This window comes from Xanthomonas graminis pv. graminis, assembly GCF_030168915.1.
GTDB classification, from domain to species: domain Bacteria; phylum Pseudomonadota; class Gammaproteobacteria; order Xanthomonadales; family Xanthomonadaceae; genus Xanthomonas_A; species Xanthomonas_A translucens.
In genome coordinates this window covers 3563886-3582831 of sequence record NZ_CP076255.1, presented here as the reverse complement: position 1 = coordinate 3582831, position 18946 = coordinate 3563886, and the positions used below count along the sequence as shown (strand labels likewise).

19 protein-coding genes and 1 other RNA gene are annotated in these 18946 nt (G+C 70.0%); 7 read left to right on the top strand and 13 right to left on the bottom strand.

The window, feature by feature from the left end:
* From KHF85_RS15590 to KHF85_RS15580, 3 genes are all read left to right on the top strand, one after another.
* Positions 1 to 1113 (top strand): glycosyltransferase, encoded by a 1113-nt coding sequence (locus KHF85_RS15590; protein WP_284567364.1) that lies wholly within the window; start codon positions 1 to 3, stop codon positions 1111 to 1113.
* Positions 1094 to 2473, top strand: coding sequence for an O-antigen ligase family protein (locus KHF85_RS15585; protein WP_284567363.1), 1380 nt, complete (start codon positions 1094 to 1096; stop codon positions 2471 to 2473). Before KHF85_RS15590 ends, KHF85_RS15585 begins: the two co-directional genes overlap by 20 nt.
* A gap of 69 nt (positions 2474 to 2542) precedes the next feature.
* Positions 2543 to 3499 (top strand): IS1595 family transposase, encoded by a 957-nt coding sequence (locus KHF85_RS15580; protein ID WP_284566649.1) that lies wholly within the window; start codon positions 2543 to 2545, stop codon positions 3497 to 3499.
* A gap of 51 nt (positions 3500 to 3550) precedes the next feature.
* Here the strand turns inward: KHF85_RS15580 and thiE are convergent, their stop codons facing one another.
* Positions 3551 to 4174: a thiamine phosphate synthase gene (gene thiE, locus KHF85_RS15575; protein WP_284567362.1), complete on the bottom strand. Its 624-nt coding sequence runs from the start codon at positions 4172 to 4174 to the stop codon at positions 3551 to 3553.
* Between the two features lie 73 nt (positions 4175 to 4247).
* On the opposite strand from thiE, the gene KHF85_RS15570 reads away from it, so the two are divergent.
* Together KHF85_RS15570 and KHF85_RS15565 are read left to right on the top strand one after the other, a co-directional pair.
* Positions 4248 to 4439, top strand: coding sequence for a rubredoxin (locus KHF85_RS15570; protein WP_009578381.1), 192 nt, complete (start codon positions 4248 to 4250; stop codon positions 4437 to 4439).
* A gap of 308 nt (positions 4440 to 4747) precedes the next feature.
* Complete coding sequence (locus tag KHF85_RS15565) at positions 4748 to 4957, top strand: hypothetical protein (protein ID WP_284567361.1); 210 nt, start codon at positions 4748 to 4750, stop codon at positions 4955 to 4957.
* Here KHF85_RS15565 and KHF85_RS15560 read toward each other — a convergent pair.
* The 9 genes from KHF85_RS15560 to KHF85_RS15520 all read right to left on the bottom strand — a co-directional run bounded on the left by KHF85_RS15560 (position 4929) and on the right by KHF85_RS15520 (position 12056).
* Positions 4929 to 5843, bottom strand: a complete 915-nt coding sequence (locus tag KHF85_RS15560) for a SirB1 family protein (protein ID WP_409976713.1) — start codon at positions 5841 to 5843, stop codon at positions 4929 to 4931. The two genes, KHF85_RS15565 and KHF85_RS15560, sit on opposite strands and share 29 nt — an antisense overlap.
* Positions 5844 to 5881: 38 nt before the next feature.
* Positions 5882 to 6331, bottom strand: coding sequence for a DUF192 domain-containing protein (locus KHF85_RS15555; RefSeq protein WP_284567359.1), 450 nt, complete (start codon positions 6329 to 6331; stop codon positions 5882 to 5884).
* A gap of 465 nt (positions 6332 to 6796) precedes the next feature.
* Positions 6797 to 7444 (bottom strand): ribose-5-phosphate isomerase RpiA, encoded by a 648-nt coding sequence (rpiA, locus tag KHF85_RS15550; protein WP_053836517.1) that lies wholly within the window; start codon positions 7442 to 7444, stop codon positions 6797 to 6799.
* A gap of 120 nt (positions 7445 to 7564) precedes the next feature.
* Positions 7565 to 8035: an EVE domain-containing protein gene (locus KHF85_RS15545; protein ID WP_284567358.1), complete on the bottom strand. Its 471-nt coding sequence runs from the start codon at positions 8033 to 8035 to the stop codon at positions 7565 to 7567.
* On the bottom strand, positions 8032 to 8625 hold the full coding sequence (locus KHF85_RS15540; RefSeq protein ID WP_284567357.1) for a 5-formyltetrahydrofolate cyclo-ligase: 594 nt from the start codon (positions 8623 to 8625) through the stop codon (positions 8032 to 8034). Before KHF85_RS15540 ends, KHF85_RS15545 begins: the two co-directional genes overlap by 4 nt.
* A gap of 349 nt (positions 8626 to 8974) precedes the next feature.
* Positions 8975 to 9159, bottom strand: a non-coding RNA gene (ssrS, locus tag KHF85_RS15535) — 6S RNA.
* Positions 9160 to 9257: 98 nt separating this feature from the next.
* Complete coding sequence (locus KHF85_RS15530; protein WP_064539249.1) at positions 9258 to 9551, bottom strand: cell division protein ZapA; 294 nt, start codon at positions 9549 to 9551, stop codon at positions 9258 to 9260.
* Positions 9548 to 9769, bottom strand: coding sequence for a TIGR02449 family protein (locus KHF85_RS15525; protein ID WP_053836518.1), 222 nt, complete (start codon positions 9767 to 9769; stop codon positions 9548 to 9550). Before KHF85_RS15525 ends, KHF85_RS15530 begins: the two co-directional genes overlap by 4 nt.
* 67 nt (positions 9770 to 9836) lie before the next feature.
* Positions 9837 to 12056, bottom strand: coding sequence for a putative bifunctional diguanylate cyclase/phosphodiesterase (locus KHF85_RS15520; RefSeq protein ID WP_284567356.1), 2220 nt, complete (start codon positions 12054 to 12056; stop codon positions 9837 to 9839).
* Positions 12057 to 12215: 159 nt separating this feature from the next.
* On the opposite strand from KHF85_RS15520, the gene KHF85_RS15515 reads away from it, so the two are divergent.
* Together KHF85_RS15515 and KHF85_RS15510 are read left to right on the top strand one after the other, a co-directional pair.
* Complete coding sequence (locus KHF85_RS15515; protein ID WP_284567355.1) at positions 12216 to 12761, top strand: YecA/YgfB family protein; 546 nt, start codon at positions 12216 to 12218, stop codon at positions 12759 to 12761.
* Complete coding sequence (locus KHF85_RS15510) at positions 12761 to 14092, top strand: aminopeptidase P N-terminal domain-containing protein (RefSeq protein ID WP_284567354.1); 1332 nt, start codon at positions 12761 to 12763, stop codon at positions 14090 to 14092. The genes KHF85_RS15515 and KHF85_RS15510 overlap by 1 nt, the downstream gene beginning before the upstream one ends.
* A 152-nt stretch (positions 14093 to 14244) precedes the next feature.
* On the opposite strand, the gene pepQ is transcribed toward KHF85_RS15510, so the two are convergent.
* From pepQ to KHF85_RS15495, 3 genes are all read right to left on the bottom strand, one after another.
* Positions 14245 to 15576: a Xaa-Pro dipeptidase gene (gene pepQ, locus KHF85_RS15505; protein ID WP_284567353.1), complete on the bottom strand. Its 1332-nt coding sequence runs from the start codon at positions 15574 to 15576 to the stop codon at positions 14245 to 14247.
* A 458-nt stretch (positions 15577 to 16034) separates the two neighbouring features.
* Positions 16035 to 16376: a PilZ domain-containing protein gene (locus tag KHF85_RS15500; RefSeq protein ID WP_284567352.1), complete on the bottom strand. Its 342-nt coding sequence runs from the start codon at positions 16374 to 16376 to the stop codon at positions 16035 to 16037.
* Positions 16373 to 18868 (bottom strand): DUF1631 domain-containing protein, encoded by a 2496-nt coding sequence (locus tag KHF85_RS15495; protein ID WP_284567351.1) that lies wholly within the window; start codon positions 18866 to 18868, stop codon positions 16373 to 16375. The genes KHF85_RS15500 and KHF85_RS15495 overlap by 4 nt, the downstream gene beginning before the upstream one ends.
* Positions 18869 to 18946: the final 78 nt, after the last annotated feature.

Sequence of the window (18946 nt, the reverse complement as noted above, 5' to 3'; positions counted from 1 at the left end):
ATGCACCGCCTGACCGTGGTGCAGCTGCTGCCGGCGCTGGAGTCCGGCGGCGTCGAACGCTCCACCCTGGAAATCGCCGCGGCGCTGGTCGCCGCCGGGCACCGCGCGCTGGTGGTGTCGGCCGGCGGCCGCCTGCTGCCGGCGCTGGCGCAGACCGGTGCCGAGCACATCGCCCTGGACATCGGCCGCAAGTCGCTGCTGAGCCTGCGCCACGTGCCGGCGCTGCGCCGGCTGTTCGTGCGCGAGCGGGTGGACATCGTGCATGCGCGCTCGCGGTTGCCGGCCTGGCTGGGCTGGCATGCGCTGCGCGGGCTGCCGGCGGCGCAGCGGCCGCGCTTCGTCAGCACCGTGCACGGGCTCAATTCGCCGAGCCGCTACAGCGCGATCATGGTCCGCGGCGAGCGGGTGATCTGCGTGTCGGCCACGGTGCGCGATTACGTCCTGCGCCACTACCCGCACACCGACCCGGCGCGTTTGCGGGTGATCCCGCGCGGCATCGACCCGGTGCACTTCCCGCGCCGTGCGCAGCCCGATCCGGGCGCGCGGGCCTGGGCCGCGACGCTGGCGCCGGCCACGGCGGGCGGCGGTCCGCTGCTGCTGTTGCCCGGGCGCGGCACCCGCCTGAAGGGCCACGCCGATGCATTGCGCCTGCTTGCCGCGCTGCGTGCCGACGGCCGCGACGCACGGCTGTGGCTGCCGGGCGCGCGCGCGGCCGGGCGCGAGGCCTACGTGCAGGAGCTGGAGGCCGAAGCCGCGGCGCTGGGCATCGCCGACGCGATCGCGTTCACCGCGCCGACCGCGCGCATCGCCGAGGCCTATGCCGCCAGCGATCTGGTGCTGCAGCTGTCGCGCAAGCCCGAAGCGTTCGGCCGCACCGTGGTCGAAGCGCTGGCGGTAGGACGGCCGGTGCTGGGCTGGGCGCATGGCGGCGTCGGCGAACTGCTGGCGCAGCTGCAGCCGTCCGGTGCGGTTGCTGCGTTCGACCCGGTGGCCCTGCACGCCGCCGCGGCGCGGCTGCTGGCGCAACCGCCGGCACCGCCGGCGCAGATCCCCTACACGCTGCAGGCGATGCAGCACGCGACCCTGGCGGTGTATGACGAACTCCGGCATTGATTCCTCTCTGCTCGCGCCGCTGACGCCGGCGCGCAGCGAACGCTGGGCGCCGGTCTGGGTGCTGGCGTTCGTGGCGCTGTGGCCCGCCCCGGGCCTGGCCGCAGGGGTGCTCGCGCTGGGCGCGCTGGCGATCCTGGCGCGGCTGCTGCACGGCCGTTTCCGCGGCGGCGCGCGCCTGCTCAGCGGTCCGGCATGGGCGCTGACCACGCTGCTGTTCCTGAGCTACTGGCTACCGCAGCCGCTGTCGGCGCTGGACGCGGTGGACGTGCCGCTGGCTTTGCGCGAATCGGCGGTGGACCTGCGCTTCCTGCCGTTCCTGTGGCTGGTGGCGATGGCGGTGGCGACGCCGCGCGCGCGCCGCACCACCTTCAACGGGCTGGCGGTCATCGCCGCGATCTGGACCGTGGATGCGCTGGCGCAGGCGCTGTGCGGCACCAGCCCGCTGTTCTGGTCGATGGACCAGCTGAAGTGGGCGATCAACCACCACGGCCTGTGCACGCCGCAGGAAATCGCCCTGGCCGACCGCCTCAGCGGCGTGTTCGGGCCGTGCAACCTCAAGTTCGGCCAGGTCCTGGCCAGCCTGTCGCCGTTCCTGCTGTTCGCGGCCGGGCGCCGCGGCGGCGCCTGGGGCTGGCTGCTCGCCGCGGCGGCGGTGGGCGTGGTGCTGGTGCTGGCCGGATCGCGCGCGTCGTGGATCACCTATGCGCTGGTGCTGCTGCTGTCCGGCTGGCGGCTGCTGGGCCTGCGCCGGATGCTGGCGCTGGGCGTGGCCGCGGTGCTGGTCGCAGGCGTGCTTGGTGCGCTCTCGCCGCAGGTGCGCGAGCGCTTCGCGCGCACCACGCTGGCGCTGAGCGGGCGCCCGGCCGACGTGAACGCGGCATTGGCCGGGCGCACCCAGATCTGGGACGCCTCCTGGTGCATGATCCGCCAGCATCCGTTCAATGGGGTCGGCGTGCGCGGCTTCCGCGAAGCCTATGTCGCCTGCGATCCGGATCCGGCGCATGAAGGCGCCTGGGGCCGCGAGCCGGCCTTCCATGCCCACCAGATCGTGCTCGAAGTGCTCAGCGAGACCGGCGCGATCGGTTTGCTGCTGTGGCTGGCCGGTGCCGCGCAGGCGTGGCGCGCGTGGCGCTACGCCTCGCCGCAGGCGCGCGAGCGGGCGCGGCCGGCGATGCTGGCGCTGCTGGCGACGGTGTTCCCGTTCAACACCCACCTGGCGTTCTATTCGTCGTTCTGGGGCTCGCTGGCGCTGATGCTGGTCGGTCTGTATGTCGGCGCGCTGCTGGCCGAGGAGCGCGACGCGGAGGCCGCTGTACGGACTGTTGCGCCGACCGCCTTAGCCCCTTTCCCACCGGCCTGATTAGCGCTGTGTCTCAGCTGGTGATGCTGCCTTGGTTTAGAAATGCAGGTTCTTCAGTGAGATACGGCGATGACGCTCAATCGGATCCAGTTCCAAAAGGGGCTTTCGATTCCGGCTTTTCTGAGCCGCTACGGCTCCGAGGCGCAATGTGTCGAGGCCTTGGTTCAGGCCAGGTGGCCCAATGGCTTCGTGTGTCCGCAGTGCGGACACACGCATGCCAGTGGCTTTGAGCGGGGACGCCAGCACCTGTGGCAGTGCGCGCGCTGCCGGGTACAGACCAGCTTGACCGCCGGCACGCCCATGGCAGACACCAAGCTTCCCTTGCGGGTGTGGTGGCTGGCCATCTATCTGGTGAGCCAAGCCAAGAACGGAATTGCTGCGCTGGAACTGGCTCGGCAACTGGGCGTGTGCTATCGCACTGCATGGCGGATCAAGCACAAAGTGATGTCGGCGATGGCCGATCGTGAGCAGTCACGCCGGCTCGACGGAGAGGTCCAGATCGATGATGCCTATCTGGGCGGCGAACGCGCCGGTGGTCCAGGCCAACCGCAGTGGCGCAATAAAGTGCCGTTTATTGCAGCGGTTTCCCTGCATCAAGGGCGCCCGCGCTATCTCCGCCTGGATGTGGTCTCCAGCTTCCGAAGAAGCGTCGTGCACACGTGGGCTCAGCAGGCACTGGCACCGGGCACCCATGTCGTCAGTGATGGGCTGACAGCGTTCACCGGTGTGGGCTGGGCAGGCCTGACCCACGATGCCATCGTGACCGGAAGCGGCCGCAAAGGCGTCCAGCAGCCTCGTCTGCGTTGGGTCAATACGATCCTGGGCAATCTCAAAACGGCGCTTAGCGGCACCCACCATGCGGTGGACTTCCCCAAATACGGCGCGCGCTACCTGCATGCGCATGCCTACCGCTTCAATCGCCGCTTCAACCTGGCCGCCATGGTGCCGCGCCTGGCCAGTGCCCTGGCCGGCGCGGGAAGGCTCACAGAGCAGCAACTGCGTACGACAGCTGAGACACAGCGCTAATCAGGCCGACGGGAGAGGGGCTAGCTGGTCCATACCCGCGCCGCCCCTGCCTCAGTTGAAGCAGGCGCGGTACGCAGCCAGGGCCGCGCGCGGATCCTCGGCATCGAACACGCCGCTGATCACCGCCAGCAGGTCGGCGCCGGCGGCGACCAGGGCGCCGCCGTTGTCGGGCGTCACCCCGCCGATCGCCACCCGTGGCAATCCCAACGCCGCGGCGTCGTGCAGCAGGCCGGGATCGGCGCGGCGCGTGGTGAGCTTGCTGCGCGTGGCGAAGAACGCGCCGAACGCGACATAGCTGGCGCCGGCCGCGGCGGCGGTGCGGGCCAACGCGAGGTCGTCGTAGCACGAGGCGCCGATCAGCGCGTCGGCACCGAGCGCCGCGCGCGCCGCGGCCAGGTCGCCGTCGTCTTCGCCCAGGTGCACGCCGGCAGCGCCGACCGCCTGCGCCAGGGCCACGTCGTCGTTGACGATCAGCGGCACCCCGGCCTGCGCGCACAGCGCCTGCAGTGCCGTCGCCTGGGCCAGGCGCTGCGCCGCGTCGGCGCGTTTGTTGCGGTATTGCAGCCAGGTCGGGCCGTGGCCGAGCAGCGGCGCCACGCGCGCCAGCAGGCGTTCGCCGTCGGCCTCGTCGGGGGTGATCAGGTAGACGCCGCGGGGCGCCGATGCTGCGTTCATGATGCGCCTTTCGGTGTGCAGGCGAGGGTGGGACAATGCCCCTCCGTTCGGCCCGTAGACCCGTGATTATCCAATGAGCGATGCCACTGCCACCACCTACCGCACCTGGATGTGCGTCGTCTGCGGCTTCATCTACAAGGAACTCGACGGTCTGCCGGAAGAAGGCATCGCCCCCGGCACCCGCTGGGAAGACGTGCCCGACACCTGGACCTGCCCGGACTGCGGCGTGACCAAGGACGATTTCGAGATGGTGGAGATGGAGTGATGTCGGGGCTCGGGACTCTGGACTCTGGACTCTGGACTCTGGACTCGGGACTCGGGACTCGGGACTCGGGACTCGGGACTCGGGACTCGGGACTCGGGACTCGGGACTCGGGACTCGGGACTCGGGATTTTCGCAAGTTCGGCGCATTTCTGCTTTTCTGTAGGAGGGGCTTCAGCCCCGACGCGTTACCGGTAAGGCGTCGGGGCTGAAGCCCCTCCTACAGAAAAGCAGCTGTGTCGGAGCCGCAAAAAAAAAGCCGTTTTTTTAAAAAAATCGGCCCTTTTTGCATCAAATCGCTTGACATCGATATGCCCCGGGACATCATCCTGCAGTCCCGAGTCCCGAGTCCCGAGTCCCGAGTCCCGAGTCCCGAGTCCCGAGTCCCGAGTCCCGAGTCCCGAGTCCCGAGTCCCGAGTCCCGAGTCCCGAGTCCCGAGTCCCGAGTCCCGAGTCCCGAGTCCCGAGTCCCGAGTCCCGAGTCCCGAGTCCTCAATGCATCCGCTGCGCCCGCGCGCTGAGTTCCACCAGGCGCTCGCGGATCTGCAGTACGTCGTTGGCTTCGGGGTTCAGTTGCAGGTAGCGGCCCAGGTCGCGGCGCGCGCCGGGCACGTAGTCCATCTGCAGGTAGGCCAGGCCGCGGTCGCGCAGGGCTTCGGGCTGGTCGGGCATGAGCTTGAGCACGCGGTCGGCGCTGCGCGCGGCGCGGTCCCATTCGTCGCGTTCGGCATAGACGCCGTGCAGGTTGCGCAGCACCCGGGTCAGGATCGCGCGGTGCGGCGCCGGATCCAGGATCTGCAGCAGCGCGCGGTCGTCCGGGGTCTCGCCACCCAGGTGCGGGCGCGCGCGCTCGCGCAGTTCTTCCACCGCCAGCGGGCGGCCGCCGTTGAACGGGTCCATCACCAGCAGGCCGTCGTCCACCGGCAGGCGCACCAGGAAGTGGCCGGGGAAGGACACGCCATCGAGCGGAATGTCCAGCCGCCGCGCCACTTCCATCTGCACCAGCGCCAGCGAGATCGGGTTGCCCAGGCGGCGCTCGAACACCTGGTTCATGTAGCTGTTGCGCGGGTCGTAGTACTCGTCGTGGTTGCCGCTGTAGCCGAGTTCTTCGAACAGGTGGCGGTTGATCGCGGCCATCTTCAGTGGCCATGGCTCGATCATCGCCACCTCGTGGCGCAGGTGTTCGGCGTGGTTCTGCGCCAGCGTGTCGTAGTGCTCGGCATCCAGTTGCGGATACTCGTCGCGGGCGATCAGCAGCGCGGTGGCCAGCAGCGGCAGCGCATCGTCGTCGAGCGCGGCCAGGGTATTCCAGCTCGGCAATGTCAGTCGGTCGACCATGGCCCAAGACTGGCCGCAAAGTGCGGCGCGATCAAGTCCGGCGGTTTCCGACAGCGGTGTCGGGTTCAGCGCGACAGCGGCGACGGTTTTCCCGATGCCGGCGCGGCTCAGCGGGCCTTGGGAACGCCCGGGCCGAAGCTCAGTTCGGCGCCGTCCTGCAACTTGAGTTGCGCGGCCTGGCCGGCGTTGAGCTCCAGCACGTAGCGCGCCGGTGCGTTGCTGGGATACGGCGGGCAGGCGTTGCCGGCCGAGCACGGCGGCACGTCGCGCTGCTGCGCCACCAGCTTGCGCTTGCTGTCGAAGTACAGGATGTCCAGCGGGATCTTGGTGTTCTTCATCCAGTACGCTTGCGGTTCCTCGCGGTTGTGGATGAAGAGCATGCCGTGGTCGGGCTCCATCTGGTCGCGGAACATCAGGCCGCGCGCGCGGGTCGCGTCGTCCTGGGCCAGCTCGACCTGGTAACGGTGCCCGGCCAGTTCCACCCAGTCGCTGCCGGCGCTGGCGCAGCCGCTGAGGGACAGCAGGACGAGGACGAACAGAGAGCGGAACAGGGACATGGCGTTGCCGGGGAAGATGGGATAGGGCGCACCTTGTTGCATGGTGCGTGGGGAGTCAATAGGGGGCTCGTCGGGACTCGGGACTCGGGACTCGGGACTTTCGCAAGTTCGGCGCATTTCTGCTTTTCTGTAGGAGGGGCTTCAGCCCCGACGCGTTACCGGTAAGGCGTCGGGGCTGAAGCCCCTCCTACAGAAAAGCGGCTGGGCTGGAAAAAAGCCGCTTTTCCCATCAAAAAAAATGGCACTTTTTTCATCAAATCGCTTGACAGCGATTTGCCCCGGGACATCATCCTGCCGTCCCGAGTCCCGAGTCCCGAGTCCCGAGTCCCGAGTCCCGAGTCCCGAGTCCCGAGTCCCGAGTCCCGAGTCCCGAGTCCCGAGTCCCGAGTCCCGAGTCCCGAGTCCCGAGTCCCGAGTCCCGAGTCCCGAGTCCCGAGTCCCGAGTCCCGAGTCCCGAGTCCCGAGTCAGATCACGCGCGGCGGCTCGCCGCCGACGATCACCACGTCGGCCGGGCGGCGCGCGAACAGGCCGACGCAGACCACGCCGGGGATCTGGTTGAGGTCGCGCTCCAGCGCCACCGGGTCGGTGATGCTGAGGTGGTGCACGTCCAGGACCACGTTGCCGTTGTCTGTGACCACGCCGTCGCGCCAGACCGGCTGGCCGCCGGTACGCGCCAGGATCTCGCGCGCGACCAGGCTGCGCGCCATCGGAATCACCTCGATCGGCAACGGGAAGGCGCCCAGCGTCTGCACCTGCTTGCTCGGGTCGATGATGCACACGAAGCGTTCGCTGGCCTCGGCGATGATCTTCTCGCGGGTCAGCGCGGCGCCGCCGCCCTTGATCAGGCAGCGGTTCGGATCGCACTCGTCGGCGCCGTCCACGTACAGCGACAGGTTGCCGGTATGGTTCAGTTCCAGCACCTCGATGCCGTGCTGGCGCAGGCGCGCGCTGCTCTGCTCGGAGCTGGACACCGCGCCCTTGATGCGGTGGCCGATGCGGCCCAGCGCGTCGATGAAATAGGCCACGGTGGAGCCGGTGCCGACGCCGACGATCATGCCGTCTTCGACGTATTCGATGGCTTTTTCGGCGGCCAGGCGTTTGCTTTCGGACATTGGAGGCTCGGGATTGGGGATTGGGGATTAGGGATGACCAGCCATTCGGCTGTTGAAAAACGGGATTCGTGAAACGCGGCAGGCGGAGAGGGCGGGGCGAATCCCCATGCTCCATCCCGGCTACTCGAGCGCCAACAGCAGCTTCCACTGCGCGGCGGTGACCGGGAACACCGACAGGCGGTTGCCGCGCGCGGTCAGCGCAAAGCCTTCGCCGAGCGCATCGCTGTGCTGCTTGATCTCGTCCAGCGCGATGGTGCGCGCGAGCTTGCGCTCGAACGCCACGTCCACCAGGTACCAGCGCGGCTGTTCGCGGGTGGCCTTGGGGTCGTGGTAGTCGGATTCGGGGTCGAACTGGGTGTCGTCCGGATACGCGGCGCTGGCCACGGTGGCCACGCCGACGATGCCCGGCACCTTGCAATTGGAGTGGTAGAACAGGATGCCGTCGCCGACCCGCATGCCGTCGCGCATGAAGTTGCGCGCCTGGTAGTTGCGCACCCCGTTCCAGGGTTCGCTGCCGACCCGCTGCAGATCGTCGATCGAGAAGGCGTCCGGTTCGGACTTCATCAGCCAGTAGCGCTTGCGTGCGGTCATGCGGGCAAATCGGTCGCGGTCAGGAGGGTGAGGGAATCGGTGCAGACCGCGTCCAGCGCCACGTCCCAGGCGGCGACGGGCAGCGCCGCGACCTGTTGCACCGCGAACGCGGCGCCGACCAACCAGGGCGCAGGCGCTTGCCGCTGGCGAAACGCGAAGCTGCGATCATACCAGCCGCCGCCCATGCCCAGGCGTCCGCCGCCGGCGTCGAAGCCGACCAGCGGCGCCACCACCAGCGCCATCTGCTCCGGCGCCAGCGTCGCCGCGGCGGCGACGTCGGGTTCGGGAATGCCGTAGCGGTTGGCGATCAGCGGCTGCCCCGGGCGCCATGGCGCAAAACGCAGGGTCTTGCCGCTGAGTACCGGCAGGCAGTACTGCACGCCGGCCGGCAGGCTCAGCTGCCAGCGGTGCAGCGCGATCTCCCCGTCCATCGCCCAGTAGCCGGCGACGTGGCCGTGCTGCGGCGCGAACGGCAAGTTCAGCAGTCGCTGCGCCAGCGCATCGGCCGCCGCCAGGCGCTCGGGCGCGGAGAGCGCGCGGCGGCGCGCGCGCAGTTGCTGGCGCAGTGAGTCGCGTTGGTCGGAAGTCATCGGACAGGCGTGGGAAGAGACCGCGCTATTGTCGGTGCCTGGGCGCGTACTGACTACTGCGGTGTTGCCGGGGCGACTGCGCTGGCGGCGATCGGCGCGGCGGCATCTACCCCGCACCCCGTGGGCTGCGCGAGCATGAGGCCGTGGGCGATGCGCCCGGGCCACCCGCTGGCGGGCACGTCGAACCCGGCGGCAGCGGGGTCGACGCGATCCACGCTCCGGGCGCGCGAGGGCATGCGGCGTCTGCCTGGCGGGCGCCAGTCTCCCGCGCTGGACACGAGCGCAGGGCGCGCGTTGCGGTGGCTGCACAAAAGGAAACGGCGCCTTGCGGCGCCGTTTCCGGGATATTGCATTCTCCGCCATGACGATGCGTGCGAAACGACCTTGAACCCGGGGTTCAAGTGGGATAGCTGGGGAACCATCGGGCTTCCCGCTACAAGGCGGACCTGCACACCCGATTCCGTCGCCATCCCGTGGTCGTAATTAAGGGACAAGGCGAATGTTTGCACACGCTGTCGTTTACAGCAGAGAACGCAACTGAAGTATAGCGCTGTCGCCGCGCTTGGCTAGTCCGTTCGTCGGTCGCGCAGTATGCGGCAATTCACGTTGATGATCGAAATGCGATGGGTCTATCAACGCGCCGTATCGACCACGCCATCGAGGCGGCGATTGAGATCGGCGAGCGTGCGCGCCATTTCATGATCGCGCCGCGCCTGTTCGTCGCGCAGTTGTTGCAGTTCGTGCGCCAGGTTCAAGGCGGCCAGCACCGCGACCCGGTCCACCGCGGCCATGCGGTTGCTGCCGCGCACCTCGCGCATCTTCGCGTCGAGCAGGCGCGCGGCGGCGAGCAGGCTGTCGCGCTCCTCGGCCCCGACGCCGACGGTGTATTCGCGGTCCAGGATGCGGACGCTGACCGGTTCGCTCACGTGTGCTGCTCCAGCGACTTGAGGCGGGTGATCATCGCTTCGACCCGTGAGCGCGCCTGCTCGTTCTTGGTCAGCAGCTGCGAGCGCTCGCCGATCAGCTGTTCCTGCTGCTGGCGCAGGCTGCGGTTTTCGTCAGTGAGGCGCTGGCAGCGCTCGACCAGCGTTTCCACGCGTGTGGCGAGGGTGCGAAGCTGGGCGAGGGCGTCGGGGCTGTCCATGGCGCCCACGATAGGCATGCGCCCGAGCGGCGGTCAAGACGCCGGCGGACGGCGCGACGGCCGCCGCTCAGGCGGGCAGCAGCAACGGCTGCTGCAGCAACTGCAGGCAGGCGTCCGGTTCCAGCGCCGGTGCGACCAGGTGGCCCTGGATCTCGTCGCAGCCGTGCTGGCGCAGGAACGCCAGCTGGCCGGGCTGCTCGACGCCTTCGGCGACCACCTTCAGCGCCAGCGAGTGGCCCATCGCGATGATGGTGCTGGTGATCGCCTCGTCGTCCGGATCGCGGGTCAGGTCGCTGATGAATTCCTGGTCGATCTTCAAGGTGTTGATCGGCAAGCGCTTCAGGTAGGCCAGCGACGAATAGCCGGTGCCGAAGTCGTCGATCGCCAGGGCCAGGCCGAGGGCGCGGCAGGCATGCAGGGTGGCCGCGTTCTTGCCGACCTGCGACATCACCACGCTTTCGGTGAGTTCCAGTTCGACGTTGGCGGCCGGGACCCCGGTCTCGTCCAGGATCCGCGCCATCAGCGCCGGCAGGTCGCCGCGCTCGAGCTGGATCGCCGACACGTTCACCGACATGCACAGTTCGGTCAGGCCCAGCGCGCGCCAGCCGCGCAGGGTGGTGCAGGCCTGGCGCAGCACCCACTCGCCGATTTCCAGGATCAACCCGGTCTCCTCGGCCAGGGGGATGAACTGGCTCGGCGAGACCGTGCCGAAATCGGCGCTATGCCAGCGCAGCAGCGCTTCCACGCCGACCACGCGCTGCTCGCGCAGCGAATAGCGCGGCTGGTAGACCAGCTTCAGTTCCTGGTCGAGCGGGATCTTGCGCAGGGTGCTGGCCAGCGTGGCGCGGTGGCGGGTGGCCTGGTCCATGCGTGCCGAATACACCTGCACGTTGCGGCGCCCGGCGGCCTTGGCCTGGTACATCGCGGTGTCGGCGTGCTTGAGCAGTTCGCTGGGCAGCAACGCATGCTGCGGGAACAGCGAGATACCGATCGAGGGAGAGATCGCCACTTCGCGGCCATCCTCCAGCTGCAGCGGCGCATCGAACGCGGCCAGCACGCGCGCGGCGACGGCTTCGGCCTCGGTCTGGTCGGGGATGTCCTCCACCACCACGGTGAATTCGTCGCCGGCCAGGCGCGCGACCGTGTGTTGCGGCCCCACCGCCTGCTGCAGGCGTTCGGCGACCGCGCGCAGCACCCGGTCGCCGACCGCATGGCCGAGCGAATCGTTGATGTCCTTGAACCGGTCCAGGTCCAGGAACAGCACCGCCACCGCACTGCCCTGGCGCCGCGCACGCACGATCGCGCGCGCCAGCCGTTCGGACAGCAGCGTGCGGTTGGGCAGGCTGGTCAGCGTGTCGTAGTTGGCCAGGTAGCGCAGTTCCTGCTCGGCGCGCTTCTGGTCGGTGATGTCTTCCAGCACCACCACGTGGAAGCTGTGCCGGTGGTCGGCATCGACGACCGTGTTGCGGCGCACGTGGCAGAGGATCTCCAGGCCGTCCTTGCGCCGCTTCCAGGCTTCGCCGCGCCAGGGCCGGCCGTGGTCGTGCGACGGCGGCGCCGGGGTCTCGGGCGCGTGGTCGAGCAGCGTCATCGGCTGGCCGAGCACTTCGCGTTCGCTGTAGCCGGTGATGCGGGTGAAGGCCGGGTTGACCGAGATGAAGCGGAAGTCTTCGTCCAGCACCGCGACCGCCTCGCTCATGCTGCGCAGCACCTCGCTGGCGATGCGCCGCTCCAGGTCGGCCTGGCGGTGGGAGGTGATGTCGCGCGCGGTGCCGGCGAGCCGGCGCGGCTTGCCGTCGGCGCTGTAGTCGACCACGCGGCCGCGCACCCGCGCCCACAGCCACACGCCGTCGCCGGCCAGGTCCACCCGGTATTCGGCCACGTATACCGAGGTCAGTCCCTGCAGGTGCTCGCGCAGCGCGCGCTCGGCCTGCGGCACGTCGTCGGGGTGGATGCGCAGCGGGTCGTCCTCGCGGATCACCATGGTGATCTCCTGCGCATGCGGCGCCGCTTCGTCGGCGCGCATGCGGCGCAGCTTGCGCTGCTGCAGGTCGTAGTCCCAGAAGTGCTCGCCAGAGGCCCACAGCGCCAGTTTCAGGTGGCGGTCGCGCTGTTGCAGCTGCTGCTGGTGCTGCAACTGCTGTTGCATGCGCCGCCGCCAGTACAGCCCCTGCAGCGCGGCCACGACCGTGGCCACCGTCAGGACCGCGGCGGCGGCGGCCCAGCCCCAACGCCCGTCCGTGCCGGCATGGCCGGCAATTCCCGCAGCGACGTGCTCGATCGACATGGCGGGAACAGGACTTCGGTCAGGGAAGGGGTGGTGGAGTGTAGGCGCCTGCCGGAAGCCTTCACAAGCGGCGCGGCACATGCGGATTGCTACACTGCGCCGCTCCGCTCCGCCGCTGGCCCTGACTCCCGTGGCGAGCGCCCAACAGGCCTTGCGTCCATGATCGAACTTCCCAGCGCCGACGACGTCACCCAAGCCAGCCGGCAATTGGGCCTGGCCGCGTCGGCGGCCGAACTCCACGGTGCGTTGTGCGGCTGGCTGGCCGGCGGCGGCGCCGACCTGGCGGCGTGGCCGGCGGCGGTGCTGGCCGATGCCGGCATCGCCACCCCGCGCAGCGGCGATGTGCTGGACCGGCTGCGCGAGGCCAGCGCCGCGCAGCTGGAGGACCGCGACTTCGCCTTCGACCTGGTGCTGGCCGATGCCGGCGCGCCGCTGTCCGAACGCGCCGACGCCCTGTTCGACTGGTGCCGCGGCTTTCTCGGCGGCTTCGGCCTGGCCGCCGGCGCCAAGCCGCCGTTGTCGGAGGAAGGCGAGGAGTCGCTGCAGGACCTGGCGCGGCTGGCCCAGGCCAGCACCGACGATTTCGACAGCGCCGACGAGGACGAGGACGCGCTGGCCGAGATCGAGGAGTTCGTGCGCGTGGCGGCCTTGCTGCTGCACAGCGATTGCGTGCTCGGCCCGCGCCACCGGCAACGCCTGAACTGATGAAGCGGCTCACCGGCATCGGCGCGGGCGAATACGCGCGTCGGCGCAAACAGTTGATGGACATGGCCGGCGACCACGCCATCCTGGTGCTGCCCAGCGCACCGGAGCGGGTGCGCAGCCACGACACCCATTACCCGTACCGGCAGGATTCGGACTTCTGGTACCTGTGCGGTTTCCCAGAGCCGGAGGCGGTGCTGGTGCTGGTGCCGGGCCGCAAGCATGGCGAGACGCTGCTGTTCTGCCGCGAGCGCGATCCCGAGCGCGAGGCCTGGGACGGCCCGCGCGAAGGCCAGGAAGGCGCGGTGCAACGCTACGGCATGGACGATGCGTACCCGATCGAGGACCTCGACGAGATCCTGCCGGGCCTGCTGGAAGGCCGCTCGCGGGTGTACTACCACTTCGGCCGCGACGTCGATTTCGACCTCAAGCTGATCGGCTGGGTCAATCGGGTACGCGAGCAGGTGCGGCATGGCGCGCAGCCGCCGCACGAGTTCCTGGAGCTGGGCCACCTGCTGCACGAGCAGCGCCTGTTCAAGTCGCGCGACGAGATCGCGCTGATGCAGGTCGCCGCCGACCTCAGCGTGGCCGCGCATCGCGCGGCGATGCGGCTGGCGCGGCCGGGCCTCCACGAGTACCAGTTGCAGGCCGAGATCGAGCGCGAGTTCCGCGCCGGCGACGCCTGGCCGGCCTACGGCAGCATCGTCGGCAGCGGCGCCAACGCCTGCGTGCTGCACTACCGCGCCAACGCCGCGCGCCTGCGCGGCGGCGAACTGGTGCTGGTCGACGCAGGTGCCGAGTACCGCGGCTATGCCGCCGACATCACCCGCACCTTCCCGGTGAGCGGCCGCTTCAGCGCCGAACAGCGCGCGCTGCACGACCTGGTCGGCGCCGCGCATGCCGCGGCGCTGGCGCAGGCGCGGCCCGGCGTGGCCTACGAGGCCGGGCACCTGGCGGCGCTGCAGACCCTGACCGAAGGCCTGCTGCGGCTGGGACTGCTCAAGGGCACGCTGCAACAGCAGCTGGCCGATGGCGGCTACCAGCGCTTCTACCGGCACAAGACCGGGCACTGGCTCGGCCTGGACGTGCACGACGTCGGCGACTACAAGCTGGCCGGCGCCTCGCGCCTGCTGGAGCCGGGCATGGTGTTCACCATCGAGCCGGGGCTGTACATCGCGCCCGACGACAAGGCCGTCCACGCGAAGTGGCGCGGCATCGGCATCCGCACCGAGGACGACGTGCTGATCACCGACGCCGGCCACCGCGTGCTGACCGCGGCGCTGGAGCGCAGCGCGGAGGAGATCGAGGAGCTAATGGCTGGGAATGGGGAATAGGGAATCGGGGAAGCGCTGGGAATGGGGAATCGAGAATGGTGAATAGGAAAAGCAGCAGGCCTCGCGTGAGATGCGCGGTCGCAAGCGAGCACCTCAGGTGATTGCTTTTGCTCCTGCGTTTCCCGCTTCCCGATCTCCATTCCCGGCGGCCGTCAGGCCGCCAAAGCCGCAAACGCCGGCCGGGTCAGGTTCTCCGGGTCGCCCTCGGTGCAGGCCACTTCGTCTTCGATGCGGATGCCGCCGTAGGGCTTGAACTGCGCCACGCGCTTCCAGTGGATGCTGGCGGCGTGGCCGGACGTCTTCACTTCGTCCAGCAGCATGTCGATGAAGTACACGCCCGGTTCGATCGTCACCACCATGCCCGGTTCGAGCACGCGGGTCATGCGCAGGTAGGGATGGCCGGCGGGGCGCTCGATGCGGCCGCCGCGGTCGTTGGCGGCGAAGCCGGCCACGTCGTGCACCTGCAGGCCGATCGGATGGCCGAGGCCGTGCGGGAAGAACGCGGCGCTGACGCCGGTGGCCAGCGCGGCTTCCGGCGACACGGTGATCACGCCGAAATCCTTGAGCACGCCCATCAGCGCCAGGTGCGCGTCGAGGTGCAGTTGCCTGTAGTCCACGCCGGCGCGCACGCTGTGGCCCATGCGGATCTGCACGGCGTCGATGGCGTCGATCAGCGCCTGGAACTCGCTGCCGGTGTCGGCGGCGTAGCTGCGGGTGATGTCGCTGGCATAGCCGTGCGCGGAAGCGCCGGCATCGATCAGGAAACTGCGCCGCTGCGCCGGTGCCTGGCGCTCCAGTTCGGTGTAGTGCAACACCGCGCCGTGCGCGTTCAGCGCGATGATGTTGCCGTACGGCAGTTCGTTGGCGTCCTGGCCGACCGCGCTGCAATACGCCATGTGGATCTCGAACTCGCTGCGGCCGTCGCGGAACGCGGCTTCGGCGGCGCGGTGGCCGCGCACCGCCAGCTGCTGCGCCTGGCGCAGCAGCGCCAGTTCGTAGTCGGTCTTGTAGGCGCGGTGGTATTCCAGGTACTGCACCACCGCTTCGGGATTGTTCGGCACGTAATCGCCCAGCGCGCTCTGCGCTTCGCCGAGGATCGCGCAACGCGCGGCCGGTCCCGGCAGCAGCGCCAGCGCTTGTTCCGGCGTGCGGATGATGTGGATGTCGCAATGCTCGACCCACCAGCCGTTGGGGGCGGCCGGCACCACGTGCCAGTAGTCGCGCGGCTGGTGGAAGATCAGTTGCGGACGGCGTCCCGGGGTGTATACCAGCCAGCTGTTCGGCACCCGGGTCAGCGGCAGCCAGGCCTTGAACTGCGGATTCACCGCGTACGGATAGTCGCGATCATCGAACAGTTGGTAGTGCAGGCTGCCGCTGGGCACAAGCAAATGCTCGAAGCCGCCGCGCGCCAGCGCGGTGTCGGCGCGTTGCGCCAGCGTGCGCAGATGCGCGGCGTACAGGGCGCTGGGGTCTTGCTGGATCATGGCGGCAGCTCGGTCGGCGATGCGGAAACGCAGGCGCCAAGTTTGCCGCAAACGGCGCGCGCGTGTTGACGCAGCGCGTACCTGCGCATGGCAGGCGGCGATGCGTAGGCGTCGCCGGGAAGCGGCAGCCGTTGCCAAACCCGCCGGGGCTTCTTCTTCCATTGTTGTGCAAGCGATGGGCCCTGTAGGAGCGGCTTCAGCCGCGACGAACGAAGCCATCCGGCTATCCGGCTTCGGAAACAGTCGGGACTGAAGTCCCTCCCACAGTGCACCCAGCCGTCTGGCCGCAAGTCAGTGTGGGAGCGACTTCAGTCGCGACGCGCGGAGCCGTCCAGTTGCCGGGCCTCAGAAGCGAACGCGACAGATGGGCCAGGAAAAGGCCGGGGATCGCAGCGGCTTGGGCGATCGGTCGCGGCTGAAGCCGCTCCTACAGGTGCGCCAGCGATGCTGTCGGCGCGCTAGCTGGCCGGGCCGGCATTGATCCATTGCCGTAGCAGGTCGCGATGCGCCGGCGAGATGGTCAGGAAACGGAAGCCGGCCCAGGCCTGGCCCGGCGCCTGCGCGCGTTCGTTCCACAACAGGTGCACGCCGACGTCGATCTGCACCTGGCGGCCCGCCTGCGGCATCGCAAAGCGCAGTTGGTACAGCGCGTCCTCGTGCAGCGGCGCCGAGGCCAGCAGCAGCATGCCGCTCTCGGAGACGTTGCCGAGCCGGCCGATCACCGCGTCTTCCATCATGTCCAGCACCGGCACCATGTCCGGGACCTTGCGGCGCGGCGCGCGGCGGGCTTCGGCGATCATGCGTTCTCCAGAGTTGCGGCGGGGGCGGGCGCGCCGGCCAGGGTGCGCAGCGCGCGCACGGTGGCGTGCCAGGCGCGGTCGATCAGGCGCGCGCGGTCCTCGCTGACGATCCGCGCCTGGCCTTGCGCCAGCAACCGCGACAGTGCGTCCAGCGAGTATTCGGCGGCCTTGTGCCCGCGCTGGTTGACGAACAGCGCGCGCTCGGTGATCGGGCTGTACCAGGACAGGCGCTGCCGTTTCAGGTCGCCTTGCTGGTTGGTGACGAATTCGAACCAGGTGCCGAACGGCAGCCCGCGCAGGCGCGTGTAGGCCGCCTGCTCGGCCTCGTTGCGCGGTGCCGGCAGCGGCCGCTCGGCGTCCTCGCGCTGGTCGCCGAGGCGGGTGCGCGCCTTGAGCCTGGCGCTGAGTTCGGTGCGCGAGGTCAGCGCATCGTCGCCGCCCGGGGTGGACAGGCGCCGCGCGATCGCCTCGGCCTCGTCCTGGTGGTAACCCACTTGCAGCAGGGCGCTGCGCACTTCGCCAGCCAGGTCCGGGTCGGACCCGCCGCCGCCGCTGCGGCAGGTGATCTCGGCGATGCATTGGCTCAGCTGCTTGCGCTCGCGCCAGGCATCGGAGTCCTCGCCCTGGCGCAGCAGGGTCAGGGTCAGCACGTCGGACCAGGCCTGTCGCAGCAGCGCCTGCACGAACTTGGGCGGCTGCGAGGTTTGGCACAGCGCCTCCAGCGTGGCGCTGGCCAGATCCTTGGCCACCTCCAGCCGCTCCTTGCCGCGCGCGGCCTCGATGTGGCGGCGCTCGGCGATCTCGGCCTTGTGCGCCAGCGTGCGGTACTGCGCCTGGATGTCCTGGTGCGCCTGTTCAAAGACCTGTTCGTCGCCTTCGTACTCCTCGACCACCCGGTCCACGGTCTGGTTGAGCTTGAGCAGCAGCTGCGGATCGGTGTCCTCTTCGCTGAGCCAGGCGGCGCCGGACTCGGCGATCGCATTGAGCAGCTCGCGCGCCGGATGCTGGCTGCGCACGAAGAACCCGCTGTCCTGCAGCGCGGCGCGCACCAGCGGCACCTGCAGGCGCTCCAGCAGGCCGGCGGCCGGCGCATCGCTGCGCACTTCGCGTTCGATTTCCGCGTAGAGCAGGCCGAGCAGGTCGAAGGTGTCGGCATCCTGCGGCGCCAGCGCCGCCTGCGGGCCATGTTCGGCGCGCAGCGTGGCCAGCAGCGCCGCCTGCACGTCGCGTACCTGGCGGCGCCCGCGCAGGCCGGCCAGCGCACTGTGCGCCGGCGGTTGCGCCTGCAGTTCGCCCAAGGCCTGCAGCAGCGAGGCTGTTGGCACGGCAGCGGCCACGTGAGTGGATGCGACCGCGACGCCGCTGGCCGCGGCGGTGTGCGGGGTGGCTTGCATGGCGGGATGGCCTGGCGCAGGCAGCGTCGTCGCTGCGGCCGCGGTGGACGCGGCGCCGGTTGGCATGGCGCCCGCGGTGCCGGCCGTTGCGGCCGCCGCCGCGGTGCGGCCGCGCGCGGCAGCGAGCAGTTGCCGCAGTGCGGCCAGGTCGGGCGCTGCGTTGTCGGCAGCGTTCGCCTGGGCCGGCGCTGCCGAAGTGGCGGTATCTGCCGTGCGTGCCTGCGCCGCAGGCGCTGCGTTCGGCGCGGCGGCTGCGCCGTCAGTGGCGCCGGGATCGGGTCCGGACCAGCCGCTCGGCGCCGCCTGCCCGGACCAGCCGGTGGCCGGGCGCGCAGCGGGCGCCGGCCGTGCCGCGCCACGGCCGCGGGCGGCCGCATCGGGGGTGGTCGTCGGGCGTGCCACGTAGGGCAGGTAGACCAGCCCAGGCAGCACGCCGGCATGCGCCAGCAGCACGTTGGCGCGCTCCACGATCCCGCCGTAGCGGACCAGCGCCTGGCGCTCGAAGGCGCGGTACAGGGTCAGTTGCGCGTCCAGCCCCAGCTGCAGTTCCTCGCCGGCCTCGCGCAGGATCCGGCACAGCAGGTGCGGTCCCAGCGGCGTGTGCTCGGCCTCGAACGCCGGCCGCGCGGCGAGCACGCCGAAGCGCTGACCGAGCAGTTGCAGCGGGGTGCTGGCGCGCTTGGCTTCGCGCCGGGCGATATCGTGCAGGACGATGTCGCGGTCGATGTCCACGTCGGCGACCAGGGTCAGCACCTGCATCGCTGCGCTGGCCTTGTCCTGGCGCAGCGGGCCGGGCGGCAGCCGCAGCGTGGCCAGGGCCGCTTCCAGTTGCGCCTTGTAGAACGGCGCGAAGCGCTCGCGGCGCGCGCGCAGACCCTGCAGTTCCTGATAGACGTCCTGCTGCAGCTGGCTGTTGCGGGCGCGCTCGGCCTGGTCGAACAACGCGCGCTCCAACTCGGCCAGGGTCGATTGCAGCGGGGCCTCCAGCGACTGCCACAGCAAGGCCTTCAGCGCTTGCAGGATGTCGCGCACGCGCGTGGGCAGGGCGGCGCAGGCGAGCGTCGCCGGGCTTGCCGACGGAGTGGCAGACAATGACATTGTGTGATCGCCGTTTGATTTCCGGGTCCGGTATGTAGCACGTTTTTGGCGGCGCAAGTACGCCGCACCCGCGCGCTG

Coding starts and splice junctions, on each gene's coding strand:
- KHF85_RS15555 (WP_284567359.1), bottom strand. CDS start 6,331: ATGTCCCTGTTCCGCTCTCTGTTCGTCCTCGTCCTGCTGTCCCTCAGC.
- KHF85_RS15545 (WP_284567358.1), bottom strand. CDS start 8,035: ATGACCGCACGCAAGCGCTACTGGCTGATGAAGTCCGAACCGGACGCC.
- KHF85_RS15495 (WP_284567351.1), bottom strand. CDS start 18,868: ATGTCATTGTCTGCCACTCCGTCGGCAAGCCCGGCGACGCTCGCCTGC.
- thiE (WP_284567362.1), bottom strand. CDS start 4,174: ATGAACGCAGCATCGGCGCCCCGCGGCGTCTACCTGATCACCCCCGAC.
- rpiA (WP_053836517.1), bottom strand. CDS start 7,444: ATGTCCGAAAGCAAACGCCTGGCCGCCGAAAAAGCCATCGAATACGTC.
- KHF85_RS15525 (WP_053836518.1), bottom strand. CDS start 9,769: ATGGACAGCCCCGACGCCCTCGCCCAGCTTCGCACCCTCGCCACACGC.
- KHF85_RS15510 (WP_284567354.1), top strand. CDS start 12,761: ATGAAGCGGCTCACCGGCATCGGCGCGGGCGAATACGCGCGTCGGCGC.
- KHF85_RS15515 (WP_284567355.1), top strand. CDS start 12,216: ATGATCGAACTTCCCAGCGCCGACGACGTCACCCAAGCCAGCCGGCAA.
- KHF85_RS15580 (WP_284566649.1), top strand. CDS start 2,543: ATGACGCTCAATCGGATCCAGTTCCAAAAGGGGCTTTCGATTCCGGCT.
- KHF85_RS15520 (WP_284567356.1), bottom strand. CDS start 12,056: ATGTCGATCGAGCACGTCGCTGCGGGAATTGCCGGCCATGCCGGCACG.
- pepQ (WP_284567353.1), bottom strand. CDS start 15,576: ATGATCCAGCAAGACCCCAGCGCCCTGTACGCCGCGCATCTGCGCACG.
- KHF85_RS15540 (WP_284567357.1), bottom strand. CDS start 8,625: ATGACTTCCGACCAACGCGACTCACTGCGCCAGCAACTGCGCGCGCGC.
- KHF85_RS15565 (WP_284567361.1), top strand. CDS start 4,748: ATGCCCCGGGACATCATCCTGCAGTCCCGAGTCCCGAGTCCCGAGTCC.
- KHF85_RS15590 (WP_284567364.1), top strand. CDS start 1: ATGCACCGCCTGACCGTGGTGCAGCTGCTGCCGGCGCTGGAGTCCGGC.
- KHF85_RS15585 (WP_284567363.1), top strand. CDS start 1,094: ATGACGAACTCCGGCATTGATTCCTCTCTGCTCGCGCCGCTGACGCCG.
- KHF85_RS15570 (WP_009578381.1), top strand. CDS start 4,248: ATGAGCGATGCCACTGCCACCACCTACCGCACCTGGATGTGCGTCGTC.
- KHF85_RS15500 (WP_284567352.1), bottom strand. CDS start 16,376: ATGATCGCCGAAGCCCGCCGCGCGCCGCGCCGCAAGGTCCCGGACATG.